This window comes from Kitasatospora sp. NPDC059827, assembly GCF_042731675.1.
GTDB lineage: Bacteria > Actinomycetota > Actinomycetes > Streptomycetales > Streptomycetaceae > Kitasatospora.
This window is the reverse complement of record NZ_JBHWIV010000025.1, coordinates 36,736-52,084: the sequence shown is the minus strand read 5'-3', so window position 1 is coordinate 52,084 and position 15,349 is coordinate 36,736. Positions and strand designations below refer to the sequence as shown.

The window sequence follows — 15,349 nt, the reverse complement described above, 5'->3', positions numbered from 1 at the left end:
GCGTCCGTTCCGGGCGCCTCGACCGACGACAGCGACGTGAGCCCGCGACTTGGGCCCTGACCGACGACCGCGACCCGGGCGCCTGTGGGGCGTCCGGGTCGCGGTCTGAGGGTTGTCGGAGAGTGGTTCAGGAGGCGGTACGGACCTCGGGGGTCGCGCCGACCGGGGTGACCTCGACGAGGCCGGTCTCGCCGAAGGTCAGCTTGCAGGTGTCCGCACGGTAGGTGGCGACGGCGAGGGCCACCAGGCGGCCGGCAGCGGCGTACTGGGTGGTCATGACCAGCACCGGGGTGCCCGGCGGGCGCTCCAGCAGCGCGGCCTCGTCGGCTTCGGCGACACCGAGCTCCACGGCCCGGGACTCGCCGTCGACCTCCAGCCGCTCCAGCTGGCGCAGCACCGAACGGGCGCGGTCGCTCTCGGCGCGGAAGCCGGGCAGGTGCGGCAGGGCGGAGGTGGGGACGTGCAGCGACTCGGTGGCCATCGCGCGGCCCTCGACCAGGCGGACCCGGCGGACGGTGTGCACGGTGGCACCCTCGGCGATGCCGAGGTTCTTGGCCAGCTGCGCCGGGGCGGGGGCGGTGGTGCAGTCCACCGTGCGCCAGGACTGGCTGCGGCCGACACCGGGCCAGCCCTCCTCCTGCCGGTTCACCGGGACGCCGACCCGCGGGGCGGCGATCAGCGTGCCGATCCCCCGGCGGCGGACCAGGCGGCCCTCCAGTTCCAGCTGGTCGAGGGCCTGGCGCAGCGTGGCACGGGCCACGCCGAAGCGGGCGGCGAGCTCGCGCTCGTTCGGGAGGACCTGGCCGGTGGAGAACTCCGAGTCGATGGCCCGAAGCAGCACCGTGCGCAGGTGCCAGTACTTCGGTTCCGGCACCGCCGAAAGCTGTCCTGTCGTCCCCACCGTGTCCTCCACCTGGTCTTGTCCGCCGTACGACAAGGAGGGCGGATCCCGGGCCCGCTGCCCGCTGTTGCGGCAGGTGGGAGAGCGGGCCTTTATCCGTCCTTCTTTATTAAAGGTCCTTGCAGTAAGTGACCCTAGGTGCTCCCTCCGGAGATGGTCAAGACCAATGGCAGGGCTTGATGGGACCGTCGCGAACATTCATGCCACGTTCACGACAGCCCGCCCCGACCGGCCCGCGGCCGGTCCGCGGCCGGTCCGCGGCCGGTCCCGACCGGCCCGCGGCAGCGCGTCACGCTTCGGTGCGTGGGCGCCCAATGGGTAGGCTGCCCGGGTGATCGTGGTGACGAGTGTGAACGTGAACGGAATCCGTGCGGCGGCCAAGAAGGGCTTCGTCGAGTGGCTCGCCGGAACGGAGGCGGACGTGATCTGCCTCCAGGAGGTGCGCTCCGAACCCGGGCAACTGCCCGTCGAACTGCGCGACCTGGACGGCTGGCACGCGATCTGGGCCCCGTCCGTCGCCAAGGGCCGGGCCGGCGTCGCGATCCTCTCCCGCACGGAGCCGCAGCGCAGCGTGATCGGATTCGGCTCGGAGGAATTCGACAACTCGGGCAGGTACGTCGAAATCGACCTCCCGGGCCTCACCGTCGCCAGCCTCTACCTGCCCTCCGGCGAGGTCGGCACCGAGCGCCAGGAGGAGAAGGAACGCTTCATGGCGGAGTTCCTCGTCCACCTCACCGCCCTGCGCGCCCGCGCCGCCGCCGACGGCCGCGAGGTCGTGGTCTGCGGCGACTGGAACATCGCCCACCGCCCCGAGGACCTCAAGAACTGGAAGGCCAACCAGAAGTCCGCCGGCTTCCTCCCCGAGGAACGCGCCTGGCTCTCCCGCGTCTACGACGAGGCCGGCTACGTCGACGTCGTCCGCGCCCTCCACCCCGACCGCACCGGCCCCTACTCCTGGTGGTCCTACCGCGGCCGCGCCTTCGACAACGACTCCGGCTGGAGAGTTGACCTTCTGACGGCTAGTCAGAAACTCGCGGACACCTGCATCAAGGCCTACGTCGAGCGGCCGGCCTCCCACGCCGAACGGTGGAGCGACCACGCGCCTGTAACGGCCGTCTTCGAAATCAGCCAACTCCTATAGCGCCAAGGGAAGATCAGAAAAACTGGCTTCGGATGCCTCGGTCGTCGCACTGCTTGATCAGAGCGACGACCGAGACTGCCATCGGCTCGCAGCTGGAATGCGTCGGGATCCCCTTCGGAGTGAGAGTCAGCTAGCGCTCCGGGAAACGACTCGTTTTGTAAAAGCCAGGCCACGAGCGTTCCCGTAGTTGATTGTTGAGACGCTCGAGGCGGGTCGGGTCGACCGGCCGCCTGGCCAGTTGCGCAGCTTGGAGGAGGTTCTGCTGCCGTGCGATGCCGACCATCGCGTGGTAGGCGCCGTCGCCCTTGCGACGGCAGTCGCGAAGGATCGTCCAGGTCTTCACTCGAACGAAGACGTGCTCGACCCGGGCGCGGACCTGCTTGTGCTCAGGACTGTGCTCGGCCTGCAAGTCGGTGAGCTCATCACCGCGTGGCCGACGGCGCGGCATGACCAGGTCCGGACGCCGGCGCAGCGCCGTCACTCCTCCTGCGGCAGGACGAAGCGCAGCCGCATCGCAGTGCTGACGATCTGATAGCTAGTCAGGCCGGACTCGCTGAACGGGTTGGGCAGCGGGGTGATCCTCCGGCGCTCGTGGTCGTTGGCGTGGGAGACGTAAACGATCCGGTACTCCACGTCGGGCTGCAGCTGGCTCGCCCGTGCGGCCCGCGTCTCGGTGTCCCCGAGGTGGATGTCGCCGTCCGCGCCAGTGGACGACTTGACCTCGAAGAGCAGCGTGCGCTCGCCGTCCCGGATCAGGAAGTCGTAGCCGAGGCCGTCGTCGCCCAGCCCGTCGGCAAGGACGTGGCGGCGCATCTCCGACTTCCACGACTCCTCGGGCGGCACCCCGAAGTGCCGTTCCAGCCAGGCTCCGACCGCCACCTCGCCGGCGAGGCCGACCGCGACGGGCTTCTCGCCGCTACCGGACTCCCGCGCGCCGCCCGTGCCGTTCCCTGAGCCGCCGGATCCGCGCTGGCGCGGGATGGCGGCCGCGGGGCCGGGCGCCTCGGGGGTCACCACGTCGACCGGCGTCGCGAGCTGCGCCTCGGTAAGGTCGGCCACCACTCGGCGTGCGAATTCGCGCAGGTCGTCGCTCCCTATGGGCAGGTGCTCACCGTTGAACTCCAGCATCGGTGCCTGGGCCCGTCCCGAGGGTGCCGTTCCTTTCCCGTCACGCGGCTCCAACGGCGGTCGGCCCGCCGCTCCGCCCTCCAGGCCGAAGTCGCCGAGGTGCGTCGTGGTCGGCATCCCCTCCGGCCAATGGCCGCGCGAGCGCAGCCAGGCGATCAGCGCCTTGCGGGTGAGCGGCGCGAAGTCGAGAAGTCCCTCCGCCTCCATCTCCCGGGCCACCTGGGCGGCCCCTGGGCAGGTGGACTCCCTGCCACCCCCCTGCCGGGCGAGCCAGCGCTCGACCAGGGTGCGAAGTTCCGGCAGCCGGGCGTGCACGAAACCCACGCACAGGTCCCGGACCTCGCTCACCGGCAGCAGGGTCCCCGAGCCCTTGCCCGCCTGGGGCAGGTGCTCGGCAAGCCACCGGTCCGCGTGGTCGGCCATCAGCTGGGCGGGGAGCGCCCAGAGCGTCCGGTGCCACACCGGATCGGGTCCTAGCCCCGGCAGTTCGCGCAGCCGCACGTACTCCCCCAGCTCCCGCCCGGCGCGGTGGGGGGCGGCGAACGCGTCGCGCACCCGGTCCACCAGCCGCGAGCGGTTGCCCTGCAGCCAGGTCTCGAACTGGCGGATGTGCAGGGCGGAGTTGTCGATCGGGGCCAGCCCGAGGGCCTCCCACGCGCGGTTGGCCCGCTCCAGCGGCACGCCGAGCCGCAGCAGCAGCCGCTGCCAGTCGTCATCCAGTAGGGAGAGCAGCAGCTCGGCACGGTCGGCGCCGAGCTTCCCCGCCAGCCAATCTCGCAGCTCCTCACGGCTGTTGAAGGTCTCCTGGAGCTGTTGCAGCTGTTCCGCCAGCTCGACGTCCTCGCAGGCGAGGACGGGCACCAGCCGGGCGCTGCCCGAGCGGGCGGAGGCGCGGTCGGAGAGCACCGCCTCCAGCCGGTGGAGCGGCAGGTCGAGCGCGGCGGCCAGGTCGGCCTCCGTTACCTCGGCGGTTCCCCGGCCCTGCATCCGCTGCCCCAGCTTCAGCAGGGCGAGCTCGAGTTCCGTCGCGAGGTAGGGAGCGCCGACTAGCTCGGCGATGCCCGGCGCGGCCGCCTGGAGGACAGGCCATTGCGCTCGCGGCGGCGTCTGGACGACCACCAGACAGGGGCGCTCGGGGTCGTCGTGCAGCACTGAGCGGTCGGTGGCGGCCAGCGTGTGTCCGGCGACATGGGTGACGGCCTCGGTGGCGAGCACCAGGGAGCAGGCTCGCAGGCGCCCGGTGAGCCGGGCGACCGTGACCGTCTCCGGACGCAGGGCGCGGTCCTCGTCGTACTCCACCACCGCGGCCACCAGGGCGCGCAGCCAGGGGCCGGCGAACTCCAGCAGGGGCGTGCTCGGCGCCTGCGGCGCGGGCAGCTGGTCCGCGACTACCTGGACCGCGGCCTCGCTGCATGGGCGGGGTTCGAAGCCGTCGTGGTCCGCGAGGTAGTCGTGTACCCGGCTGCCCAGGGCCCGGTCGTCCAGCGGCAGCACGGGGACGGGGACCTGGTCGAGCAGCCTGCGCTGCTGGCCGCTGCCCGGGTCCGGCAGGTGCACCGGCTCGGCGGCCTCGCCCTCGGGGGCGGCGGGGAGGACCTCCAGGGCGCCGGCCCGGGAGACCAGGAGGGCTTCGAGGTCGGCCCGCGAGCTGTCCTGGCCCTGGTGGGGCGGCAGCAGCTGCGACCAGGCCCGCTCGTAGGCGCGGCGGATCGCGTTGGCGTGCACCCCGTTGCGCAACTGGGGTGCTTCGAGCAGCAGTTGGGGCAGGTGGCGGAGCCGGTCGAGGGCGGTACGGGGGTCAGACCAGTGGCGCACGCCCAACAGGTCGAGCCGTTCCAGCGTTTTGCCGGTCGCCATCTGCCGAAGCCCCGCGGACACAACGGAGAGGTAGGTAGGCGGCTGCTCGCTCTCACTCCACCACCACGCGGCCGAGATCGGCGCGAAGGTGCTCCGGCCCTGGTGGTCCAGGGTCTGCGGAATCCACGGCGCATGGCAAAGGAAGGCCGCGAGCGGGGTCGGCCAGGCAGTCCCGGAACCGTCTCTGCCACGCACGAACCGGGTCTCCAAGGCGCTGTCCTGCCATGTGCCCAGGCCGTGGACGATCAGCTCGGCATAGAGCCGGCGGCCCTCGTCCGAGATGTCGGCGTAGGCGTCCTGGCCCGGGAGCGTGGCCAGCTGACGGTACTGGGGCTGGTAGGCGACGGTCGCGTAGAGGTCGCCGTGCCTGTTCGGCCAGGTCTGGGCCGTGGCCACCCACTGCCGACGCGCCTCGGCCGTACGGTGGAGAGACCGGTAGGCGTCGAAGGACCACGGGTGGTTGAGCTGGCTCCCCTTCACCGAGTCCGTGACGGGGAGGTAGGTCGGCCGCAGGCCGTGGCGCACGTCCTGGCGTTCCAGGAAGCGCTGGAACACCGCCGGGTCGGTGCCGCTGCCCTCGCACACCTCGGCAGCCGGCCTCAGGAGTGCGCCGTGGGCCTGCCGGAGGGAGCGGTCCAGGGTCCGGGTCAGGTCCAGGAAGCGGACGAGGGTGTCGTCGGCGGCCGAGGCCGCTCCCGTCCAGCCCGGGCCGAACATCGCGCTCCAGGTCGGCGACCAGCCTCGCCTGGTGGGGACGAGCAGGCCCTTGATGCGGGCGGCGCGCGGGCCCTGAGCGATCCACAGGCGGCAGGCGAGGTGCAGGCACTGCCACCGGGTCTCGTCGTCCTGCCCGTCCTGCCCCATCACCGCGGTCAGGGCGGGCAGCAGCGCCGCCGGGGTGTACGTCTGCACGAGCCCCTGCTGTTCGAGCCACCGTCGCCCGGCGGCGCGGCGGCTCCGGGCCTTGCCCCGGCCTGCCGACCACGGGATCGCGTCATGGACGAAGGAGAGGTGCTCGCGCACACTGGCGGGCAGCGCGTCGGGCTGGAGCAGGACGTCGCCGGTGCCGGGGAAGAAGACGTGCTCGCCACCGGCGGGGACGAGCCGGCCGCCCGTGTCGAGGACGATCCGCTTGCCCCGCAGCGGGGCGGCGTCGGGGAACGACAGCGCCAGGTCGTGGTAGAAGTCGGCCCAGCGCTCGTGGCCGGTGTCCGCTGCGCCGGTGGTCTCGGCCAGCTGCTCGGCCACGGCCTCGGCCCACTGGGCGAGTTGGAAGGTCCAGGGCTCCAGGCGCACGTGGAGAAGACGGGCCATCCTCCGGAGCCGCTCGGCGCGCAGCGGGTGCAGGGCAGGGTCGATAATCTCCGCCTCGCCGGTCGCACCGACGGCCTGCGGAGTGAAGACCTCGACACCCACGGGCCGCTCGACGAACGTGCCACGGTCAAGCGAGGTACGCGAGCCCTCCGGGTGGACCCTCGGGATGAAGGCCACCTCGTCGAGCTTGCGGTCCAGCTTCCGGAACGCCTCCTGCAGCCGCTCCAGCTCGGCGCCGTTCCGGCAAACCAGGTCGATCACGGCCTCGCCCGGCAGCCGCACCCTCCCCTCGTCGACCACCACGGCAGCCCGGGCGCAGGCCGTGGCCACCTCGTCCAGCAGCAACTGGTTCCACGGCGTCTCGACGACGAGCGTGTGGCGCCTGACGTGGGAGAAGAACGGCGCGTTGACGTACCCGTCGACCGGGCACTCGGTCGCGGCACTCATCGGCAGGTAGGTGTAGAGTCGGCCGCCCTTCAGCGGTTCGCCTGCCGGGACGGCGACCACCACTTCGGCGGACCCTCGCCACTTGTCCCAGGCCTTGCCCATGTCGCTGCTGGCCGCGATGGCGGCGAGGACGCGCTCCTCCGGCACCCGGCTGCGGACCAGGACCAGCTTCAGGCGCCCGCGGCGCAGAGCCACCTCCTCGATCCTGAGTCCTCGGCCTTTGTACAACGTGGTCACCCGCCGCCCGAAGACGACGCGCTTCGGGGCGGCGCCGACCTGGGTGTGGGACACCACAACCGTGGCCAGCCGGTCGAGGAAGAGCTCGAAGGGCGCTCTGCCGTCGATGAGTTCGCGCAGCTGCCCAGCAGCCGAAGCGCGGGCCTCGGTGTCCTTGAGGGGCAGCCGGACGACGGTGACGATCCCGCGACGGCAGAGCTGCCGCACCGGCTCCGGGACCTCGTCGACGGGCACCGGGAGCATCAGCCCAGACAGGTTCTCGCGCAGCTTGTCGGCCGCGCCGGGGTCGTCCGGGGCCGCCTCCGCCGCCAGCCGGTCGAAGTCCGACGGCCGGGCGAAGCGGAAGCAGTATCCGTCGAAGGCCTTGGCGCCCGGGCGGGAGACGCTGTAGACCTCCGGGGCCTCGGCGAGCTGACGGACGCTCTTGAAGCCCACCCCCTTGTGCCCGATGCCCTCGTCCGGCCGCTTGCTGGACGACGCGACCCGGCGCAGCGCGTCGAAGCGCTTCGGCGTCAGCTCACGGCCACCGTTGGCCACGTAGAGGACTCCGTGCTCGCCCTCGGCCTCGTCGAGCAGAATTTCCACCCGCCCGTCGCCCGCCTTGGCCGGGTGCGCGTCGTGGGCGTTCTGCAGCAGTTCGACGATCACTCGCCCCTTGTACTCGGAAGCCAGTACCTCCTCGATCACCGCCTTCAGATCGCGCGAGTCCGTATCGCCCTCCGCCAGGTTCCTCAGGCACGTCCGTGCCTTCTTCACTGACTGCGCCCACACCTGCCGCCGACGGGAACCCGCCGCCCCGGAGTCCTTCAACCGCTGCCTCCACATGCCGTGCGAAATCGTCCGCAGCCACGCTACTAGGGCACGCATTTGGTCATGATCAATGGGACCTGCGCTCGCGAAGGCGACCACGTTCGAGGCCCGACCCATCCCACAACCGGTTCGAGCCGATGCCTATCCGGGGCAGCCGACCTACAGCGAGCACTCCCTGTCTCGGGGTTCCTCAGTGGGATAGTTCGAGGTGTTGCGATCCTCGGCCGCCCACGCGGGCGACCGCCACCGGGCCCGTCGAAGTCACTCCCCGCCGACACGCTGGCTGCCCTGACCCAGGAAGCAGGCGGGCCCCTCCCCCACCCGGAGCCCGCGACGCCTGCTCCGCGGGCCACCGCCACTCCTCGTGCCGCCGCCCGAACGCCACCGGCACGCGGAGGCACTCCGCGGAAAATCACGCTCGTTCAGGCCGAGCGCTTGTTCCGCGAGATGGGGCTGGCCGTCGGCGGCGACGACCAGGCCGGCTTCACCTTCCGTGCCGTCGGCGGCCGGATGGGCAACCTGTCCGTCAGGCCACCGATAGGATCGATGTGGAGTACCAGGTCCAGGGCGGCTACACCCTCGTGCGGGGTGACGTGGAGGGCAATCCAGAAAGCCCTGGCTACGGCTATACCGTCACCTGGGAGCCGGGCAGCGCGCGAATGGAACTGACCCGCTCTGCCGATGCTCCTGGCGGTGGGGGCGGCCGATGAGCACCAGGAGCACAGGGTCGTCGTGGCGTGGGGTGAATTGTGGCCCCGGTTCGGATTCACCGTGACCTGGGATCCGGGCACGTCACGTCCGGTCCTTCCCCGGGCCGCGGCACGGATTGTGGACGACGGGGAACAGGCATGACCGGGCCACCGGAACTTACGACAGTCGAAGCCGACCTTCTCGGCTACCTTCGGGCCCACGCCGAGCTGTACGAACACTCCGCCCCTGGCACCGTGAGCTGGGCATACCGGTCCGCATACCATCTCCTTCTCCAGCACGGTCGCTTCTTCGAACCGGCCGACCTGCCCACCGGCATCGCACCCATGACCGAGAAGCTCTGCTACGGCAACGCCTCCACGACCGCTCGGCGACACCCAGGTCTGGTCTACGTCGAGGGCTTCGCCGCCGCCGGCCTCGGGGGCGCCAGCGTGGTGCCGCTCGCGCATGCCTGGTGCGCGGCCGCCGACGGCACGGTCGTCGACCCGACGTGGCAGGACGGATGGGGCCAGGCGTACTTCGGTGTCCCTGTAGTCGACCCGGGCCGGTGGCCCGACCCAGCGGCCGGCGGCAGTGCTCTGGACTCGTTCGACCTTCTGCGCGCCGGGCTGCCCTCCCAGGCCTTCGGTGACATCGGCCGCCGCTGTCCGTGACAGGGGGCAGGGGCGCGGCACCGAACGACGGTTCAGGGATGCGACCGGCGGCGTAGGTGTTGACGGCGACAGGGTGCCGGGCGGGGTCGCGGGGGCGGAGGCGGGTACCGGCTGCAGGTCTGCGCCAGGGGCCGCGACACCGCCTTCGACCAGGTGGCCGAGGAACCCGTCGAGGACTACCTGATCACGGTATGGCCCGAGGAGCCCTCCCCGGCCGTGATCACACGGGCCCACGACCGCTGCGGCCACAACCTGCGCGCATCGGCATCGCCGCCGAAGGCCGAGCCGGTGCAACCGACCCCGGAGGAGACCGCATCGGCCGATGCGGAACACGACCGTCTTGCAGCGCTCCGCAACAAGCTCCTGGAGGCCGCAGGCCCCACGGACCCGCCCGCGAACCCGCAGCTCGGTCAGACACCCGGCAGCCCGCAGGAACCGGCCTCTCCCCCTGCCGACTGGCAGCCTCGCCACCACTGAACCCGACCTCAACACCGGCCCGCCGGCATCGGGCAGACGACCACCCCTGCCGCCAGGAAGCGACCGGTCCGAGGAGCAGAGCACCGACAGGCCGGCTGTCACCGAGGCCGATCGGCCTGCTGCCACGGGTCCGCGGACGCCGTCGTGCCGGGTGAGCATCCGGTACCGCCGGCATTCTCACGGAGTCCTCGGGAGACGCTCAGCTGCCCGGAGCGAGACCGGGCCGGACCGCCGCCAGGACCACGATGACGGAGACAGAGGTCGGCTACCCCGGCGAGCAGCTGGTGCTGCACCACGATCGCGACCTGGGTACTCAGCTTGTTCTCCAACCAGTGGCTTCGTGGAGCCCGTCCGGGAAAGCTGAGCGCATGCACCTGTCCGTCCTGGCGGCGGAGGGTGCGGGTGAGGTGGGTGGGCCCCAGCACCCAGGAGAAATCATCGCTGGCCCACTCGCCTCATCGGGGCGAAGCGTCCACACCTAGACGGCGAGCCGGCCCTGGCCGTCGCCCGGCAGGGCCGCGAGCCCGGAGCCGGGTCACGTGACCTCGCCTCAGCCCTGGCGGGGAGCCGTCGACGGGTCTGGCTGTGGTTGTCCGGTGTGGGTTCCGGCCTGGCGGGCCGTGGCGGCGAGGGCCTGGAGTGCGGCCAGGTGCCGGTCGAGGGCCGCCCGGCCCTCCTGTGTCAGGGAGAGCCAGGTCCGTGGACGTCTGCCCAGGTAGCCCTTGCGGACGTGGAGGTAGCCGGCCTGTTCCAGCGCTGTGACGATCCGACTGACGCTTGCGTCGGAGATCGCGCAGTAGTCCCGCACCGTCGCGAACTCCGCTTCGGCGCAGCCGGCGAGAAAGGCCGTCATGGTGAGGCGGGTGGGATGGTGGATCGTCGCGTCCAGCGCCGGGGGGTTCGACTCGTTCATCCGTGTTGCCTGTGGCGCGCCTTGGCCGCGGCGTTGTGCAACAGCGCCACGACCGCCAGTGCCAGCCCGCCGGCGAGGCCGGAGACGACGGCGCCGGCGACGCGTCCTGCGGGGACGGCCGCGAGCCAGCCGAGCGCGTAGACGGCGAGGGGGAGCAGCGGCAGGAGCGCATGCGACCCGGTTCGGCCGGGGGCAGGCCAGAGGCTGATGCCGGTGCGGCGGGTCTCGCGGACGTTCAGTACGACCAGGGCGACGGCCGCCGCCGCGCCGGCGAGGTTCCCCCAGAGCCCGCCTGCGGGAGAGCCCGGCCCTCCGAATCCGAACAAGAGGATCGTGGCACCCGCGAACAGTGCGCCTTGCGCCGGCGCGAGCCAGACGGGAGCGGCGGATGCGGCTGCGGCGGTGCGGGCTCGTTCGGCGGCCTGCAGGGCGGCCGCCGCCCCGTCGGAGGCGAGGGGCTCGGAGGTGGGCATCGTTTCCCTTTCGTGCGACCAGGCTTGCATTTTCACTGTAGCAACTACTTTCGTACTCCAAAAGTAGTTTCCTTTGTGAGCGGACTGTCGTCGCTGGCGACACCCGGTTCGACGTCCCCGAGCATCACGCAGGTGGGCTCGGCGTGCGCGAACAGCGCCGCCGCTGCGGCGGCCACGTCCCGGACGGGCACCTCGCGCAAGCGGGCGGGCAGCCGTTCCAGCAGGGACGGTGACCTCCCTGCGGCGACGGTCCGGCACAGTTGGTCGGCGCGGACGGCCGCCGAGTCGAAGACGGACAGCAGCTGGCCGGCACAGAACTCACGGGCCGGGTCGACCTCTGCCGCCGATGGCGGTCGCTCGGCCATCCCTCGCATCTCCTCGCGGAGGGCGGCCAGGGCGGGGCTCGCCAGTCGCTTCGGCACCGTCGCACGGACGTAGGCGCGGGGCCGGTCCAGGAAGGTGTCCCGTCCGGCGAACACCGCGCAGCCGTCCAGAACCGTCCCCACCGTCCTGGACGCCAGGCGGGAGCGGTGGTAGCCCCCGAGCACCGCGGTGGCGAGGAAGCGGGCGGCCTCGTCCACACCGGACGGGGCCTCCGGGACGGAGAGTTTCAGGTGAGCCACAGCGCCGGCGGCGGGCTCACGGAGCAGCAGGTCTCCGGGGGCACGGCCGCCGGTGGGCGCGACAGAGGCGCCGATGAACCACTGGTCGGTGAGCCGCTCTGTCGCCGTAGCGCTCCAGGAGGCGAGTGCCCGCTGCGCTGCGGGGGCGAAACGCCGGGGGTCGAGCTCTCCGATGGCCACCAGGACGGCGCCGGTCGGGTCCAGGAGGGATCGGCCCAATCGTTCCAGCAAGCCCCGGCCGTCGATGCCCGGTCGGCCGGCGGCCGGGGCCGGCAGGACGTGAGCCCGCAGCGTGTCGTCCAGGAGGCGGTCCGCGTCCGCGAAGCCAGTTGCGGTGTCACGGGGGTCGACGGTCGGCAGGGCGGCGGTGAGGGTCTCGGCCAGGGCGTCCAGCCACCCGTCGAGGCCGGTCGACGAGGTGTAGCCGGTGGCGTCCAGCCACTGGCCGTCCGTGCTGAACCGGAGCTGTCCGACGGGTGCCCTGGCGTTGAGGGCCGCCTGGCCGCGCAGGTCGATCAGCCGGGTGAGGTGGTCGACCTGCGCGGAGTGTGCCCACCCCAGCGGGCCTACGGGTAGCCGGAGCCTCAGCTCGACCAGTGGCGTCCGGTCGTGACGTACGGCCACCGTGCGCAGGCCGTTCGGCAGGGTGGTGTCGTGCTGCTCCGACGGGCTGGGGTCGCGGTGGGCTCCGGCCGCCGGCACGGGCAACGGCCCCGGGGCGGCCGTTGTCGGCCGCGCCCGGAGCCGATCGTGCGCGATATGGTCCCTGCGGCCGTCCCGGGCCCCGGCGAGAGGACGGGTCCGTTCGCTTCCGGGAGCGATCGTCAGGACGGTTGCGGGGGCGGTGCGCAGCGAGCGGGCGGCGGCGGCGACCTGTTCCGGCGTGACCGCGGTGATGAGGTCCGGGAGCCGGTCCACGAGTTCGGCCCTGTCGAAGAGTGCCTCGAGCCTTCCCAGACTCCGGCAACGGATCTGGAGGTCGTCGTGCCGACGGTGGTGCTCGGCGGCCAGGACGCGCACGCTCCGCCGGACGGCGTCGATGAACCTGTCGTCCGCCCCGGACGCGGCCCAGTACGACCAGCGGTTGCGGACCACCTCGAGCAGATGCTGCGACCGCTCGGCGGGGAGGACCGCTGTGAGGACGAGGGTGTCGGGGCTCCGGGCGTCCAGTGGGCCGAAGAAGCCGCAGCTGGTGCTCACCGCCGGGAATTCGGGCATTCCGGTGCCGTACCGGCCGAGCAGGTCGGTCAGGACCAGGTGGGAGAGGTAGCCGGGAAGGTCCTCTTCGGGGTCCGGCAGCCGGAGGCCGACGGCCACCGCACTGGCGTCGATCCCAGGCTCGGTCCAGCTCACCCGGTGGTCGTCCGGGCGCAGCGGCTCGGTGAGATCGGTGCGCGGTGGTAGCGGGCGAGATGGGATGTCGCCGAAGTGGCGGGTGATCAGTTCCATTGCTTGTCGGGGGTCGTGATCCCCGGCGACGGTGAGCACCGCGTTTCCGGGTGCGTAGTGCGCCGTGAAGAAGTCGGCGCAGTCGTCGAGTGTGGCGCGTCGCAGCCGCCGCATGTCGCCGAAGCCGTCGTGGGCGTTGGGGTGCGTGGTGTACAGGGCTCCTGCCAGGAGCGGCCACGGAAACCCGCCGTAGGGCCGCTCGATGGTCGCCTGCCGGGCTTCCAGCTCGACGCCGGAGAGTTGCTCGGCCAGCGCCCGGGCGGTGAAGCGTGGGGACCTCATCCGGTCGGCCTCGCTGAACAGGGCCTGCTCCAGCGCCGCCGCCGGAACGGCCTGGTAGTAGTCGGTGTAGTCCTGGTGCGTGGTGCCGTTCGCCGCCCCGCCCCAGCGGTGGACGTGGTCGTAGAAGCGGCCGTCCGGCAGGCTGGCGCTGCCGCGGAACATCAGGTGCTCGAAGAGGTGGGCGAAGCCCTCCCGTCCCGGCGGTTCCGAGCGGAAGCCGACCCGGTAGTGCACGGCGACGGAGACTCTGGGCGTGCGGGGGTCCGGTGCGAGGAGGATCCGGAGCCCGTTGGGCAGGGCGGCCCGGTGCAGCGGCGGCTTCGGGCGGTCGTCGGTCATGGTGGTGCAGCCTTGGTCACAGGTCGATGAGGTAGGTGAGGAATGCCGCATAGCGCCGGAACTCCTGGTCGTTCCAGCCGACGTAGGCGGTGAAGTCGTGGAGGTGGAGCGCGATGCGCAGGACCGCCATCCGGTTCCACCGGTCGCCCGGATCGCGTCCGTAGCCGGCGAACAGCTCGTTCGTGAGGTCCTGCCACGGATGGGTGTCCCCGCCCGCGTACCAGGTGAGCTCCACGAGTTCGCCCACCACCCAGCCGAGGTCGAAGTACCACGGAGCGGTGCAGACATCCTCGCCGAACAGCAGCTGGGCTCCCCCGGAACGTGCGTCGACCACCAACGAGCCCAGGCCGGGCGCGCCGTGGGCGAGAGCTGCGGTGCTGTCGGTGCGTACGGCGGTGGACCAGTCCTGCAGGAGCAGCCAGCGCGTCTCGCCGAGGGTCCTGCGCAGCAGGAATCCGGCCCGGCCTGCGGACGCGACGGGCGAGCGGCCGGCGAGCCAGGTGTCCAGGCGGTCCAGACCGCGTGGGCCGACGCCTGGATGCGGCGCCGGCTCCGCCAGAGCGTGGAGGGAGCGCAGGGCGCTGCCCAGGTCGCGCAAGGCGGATCGGAGCCGGGGCTGCGGGCCGTCGCGCAGCAGCACTGCGGCAACGGATTCGTGGCCGCCGACCCGGTACACCCGGGCGCTGCCCGTTCCGTCGCCTGGGACCAGCAGGGTGCGGCCGTCCGGTGCGTGGCCGCTGAGGTGGTCGGTGAGCTGCGGGTCCGTATGGTGGAACGGTGAGGGTGCCAGGGGGCCTGGGGTTCGGTGCCATCGGTAACCGTAGGCCTCGTCCCGGGTCACCGTCGTGGTGAGCAGCCCGGTGCCGAACTCGGCTACCGGCGGGCTCGTCGGCGATGGACCCGGACGTGCCGGGTCGGTCGGCGGTCGTGGATTCGGCGGCCTGCTGGTCATGCGTCCGCTCCGTCCGCCAGTGCGGACGGCACGCTCCTCGGTGAGTTCGATCCGGGGGCTGTGGCGAGTTCGGCCTGTCGGCGTTCGACGAGTTCGAGCACGTCTGGCAGCGGCGCGGGCACCCAGGCGTCGGCCCGGCCGGTGGTCACGCTGACTCCGGGACCGGGGGGCGCGACGACGACGTTCGCCCGGGCGGCGAGTGCCGCCCAGTGCGAGCGGTAGGCGGCACTGTCCATCCCGCCGGGCGGCAGGGCGGGTGCGAGTCCGACCGGGGCGGTGGTGCACTGTGCCGCGAGGAGTGCGGGGCTGTCGCCTAGCCCGAGGGCGAGTCGGGCGATGAAGTGCAGGGTAGCGGGGTAGATCATGATCGCCTCGGCCCATTCGGAGAGCTGGACGTGCCGGGCAGTACCCTCGTCCGGCGGCCAGGTGTCCTGCAGGACCTCGCCGCCGCTGCGGCCGGCCAGTGCAGCGCGGGTCACGAAGCGCTCTGCGCTGCGGGTGACGACCACCTTGAGCTCGAGGTGTGGCCGGCAGGCCCGCAGCCAGCTGATCCAGTACGGCAGATCGGCGGCGGAGGTCGATCCCGTCGCCACGAGGAGGAGTCGCGACACGCCCGGCTCCCGGATGTTCGGCGTCTCCGTCCCC

General features: G+C 72.1%; 10 protein-coding genes and 1 pseudogene. 3 read left to right on the top strand and 8 right to left on the bottom strand.

Annotated elements, in window-relative coordinates; all coding sequences use genetic code 11:
- Positions 1-127: 127 nt before the first annotated feature.
- A complete protein-coding gene (locus tag ACFV8H_RS18015; RefSeq protein WP_375886354.1) occupies positions 128-901 on the bottom strand; it encodes a GntR family transcriptional regulator in 774 nt (257 codons plus the stop codon).
- Between the two features lie 331 nt (positions 902-1,232).
- On the opposite strand from ACFV8H_RS18015, the gene ACFV8H_RS18010 reads away from it, so the two are divergent.
- Positions 1,233-2,042 carry an exodeoxyribonuclease III gene (locus ACFV8H_RS18010; protein ID WP_380400811.1) on the top strand — a complete coding sequence of 270 codons (810 nt, stop codon included), beginning with the start codon at positions 1,233-1,235 and terminating at the stop codon, positions 2,040-2,042.
- 244 nt (positions 2,043-2,286) lie between these two features.
- Here ACFV8H_RS18010 and ACFV8H_RS18005 read toward each other — a convergent pair.
- Positions 2,287-2,524, bottom strand: a pseudogene (locus ACFV8H_RS18005) (transposase family protein); the annotation flags it as partial.
- Positions 2,520-7,850, bottom strand: a complete 5,331-nt coding sequence (locus ACFV8H_RS18000; RefSeq protein WP_380400809.1) for a sacsin N-terminal ATP-binding-like domain-containing protein — start codon at positions 7,848-7,850, stop codon at positions 2,520-2,522. The pseudogene ACFV8H_RS18005 and the gene ACFV8H_RS18000, both read right to left, overlap by 5 nt.
- Before the next feature lie 1,019 nt (positions 7,851-8,869).
- Here ACFV8H_RS18000 and ACFV8H_RS17995 point away from each other — a divergent pair.
- Both ACFV8H_RS17995 and ACFV8H_RS17990 read left to right on the top strand, forming a co-directional pair.
- Positions 8,870-9,196 (top strand): hypothetical protein, encoded by a 327-nt coding sequence (locus ACFV8H_RS17995; RefSeq protein ID WP_380400807.1) that lies wholly within the window; start codon positions 8,870-8,872, stop codon positions 9,194-9,196.
- 153 nt (positions 9,197-9,349) lie between these two features.
- Positions 9,350-9,673 (top strand): hypothetical protein, encoded by a 324-nt coding sequence (locus tag ACFV8H_RS17990; protein ID WP_380400805.1) that lies wholly within the window; start codon positions 9,350-9,352, stop codon positions 9,671-9,673.
- Positions 9,674-10,223: 550 nt separating this feature from the next.
- On the opposite strand, the gene ACFV8H_RS17985 is transcribed toward ACFV8H_RS17990, so the two are convergent.
- The 5 genes from ACFV8H_RS17985 to ACFV8H_RS17965 form a co-directional block, all read right to left on the bottom strand.
- The gene (locus ACFV8H_RS17985; protein ID WP_380400803.1) at positions 10,224-10,586 is read right to left on the bottom strand and encodes a transcriptional regulator; all 363 of its coding nucleotides are present in this window, start codon (positions 10,584-10,586) and stop codon (positions 10,224-10,226) included.
- Positions 10,583-11,059 (bottom strand): hypothetical protein, encoded by a 477-nt coding sequence (locus ACFV8H_RS17980; protein ID WP_380400802.1) that lies wholly within the window; start codon positions 11,057-11,059, stop codon positions 10,583-10,585. The genes ACFV8H_RS17985 and ACFV8H_RS17980 overlap by 4 nt, the downstream gene beginning before the upstream one ends.
- 44 nt (positions 11,060-11,103) lie before the next feature.
- Entirely contained in the window at positions 11,104-13,752 is a 2,649-nt protein-coding gene (locus ACFV8H_RS17975) for a M16 family metallopeptidase (RefSeq protein WP_380400800.1), read from the bottom strand.
- 16 nt (positions 13,753-13,768) lie between these two features.
- Positions 13,769-14,392, bottom strand: coding sequence for a hypothetical protein (locus tag ACFV8H_RS17970; protein ID WP_380400798.1), 624 nt, complete (start codon positions 14,390-14,392; stop codon positions 13,769-13,771).
- Between the two features lie 308 nt (positions 14,393-14,700).
- Complete coding sequence (locus ACFV8H_RS17965) at positions 14,701-15,315, bottom strand: flavoprotein (protein ID WP_380400796.1); 615 nt, start codon at positions 15,313-15,315, stop codon at positions 14,701-14,703.
- Positions 15,316-15,349 lie beyond the last annotated feature (34 nt).

Excerpts from the sequence above, each read along its gene's own strand:
- ACFV8H_RS17975 (WP_380400800.1), bottom strand. The coding sequence starts at position 13,752 with ATGACCGACGACCGCCCGAAGCCGCCGCTGCACCGGGCCGCCCTGCCC.
- ACFV8H_RS18000 (WP_380400809.1), bottom strand. The coding sequence starts at position 7,850 with ATGTGGAGGCAGCGGTTGAAGGACTCCGGGGCGGCGGGTTCCCGTCGG.
- ACFV8H_RS17995 (WP_380400807.1), top strand. The coding sequence starts at position 8,870 with ATGACCGAGAAGCTCTGCTACGGCAACGCCTCCACGACCGCTCGGCGA.
- ACFV8H_RS17985 (WP_380400803.1), bottom strand. The coding sequence starts at position 10,586 with ATGAACGAGTCGAACCCCCCGGCGCTGGACGCGACGATCCACCATCCC.
- ACFV8H_RS17980 (WP_380400802.1), bottom strand. The coding sequence starts at position 11,059 with ATGCCCACCTCCGAGCCCCTCGCCTCCGACGGGGCGGCGGCCGCCCTG.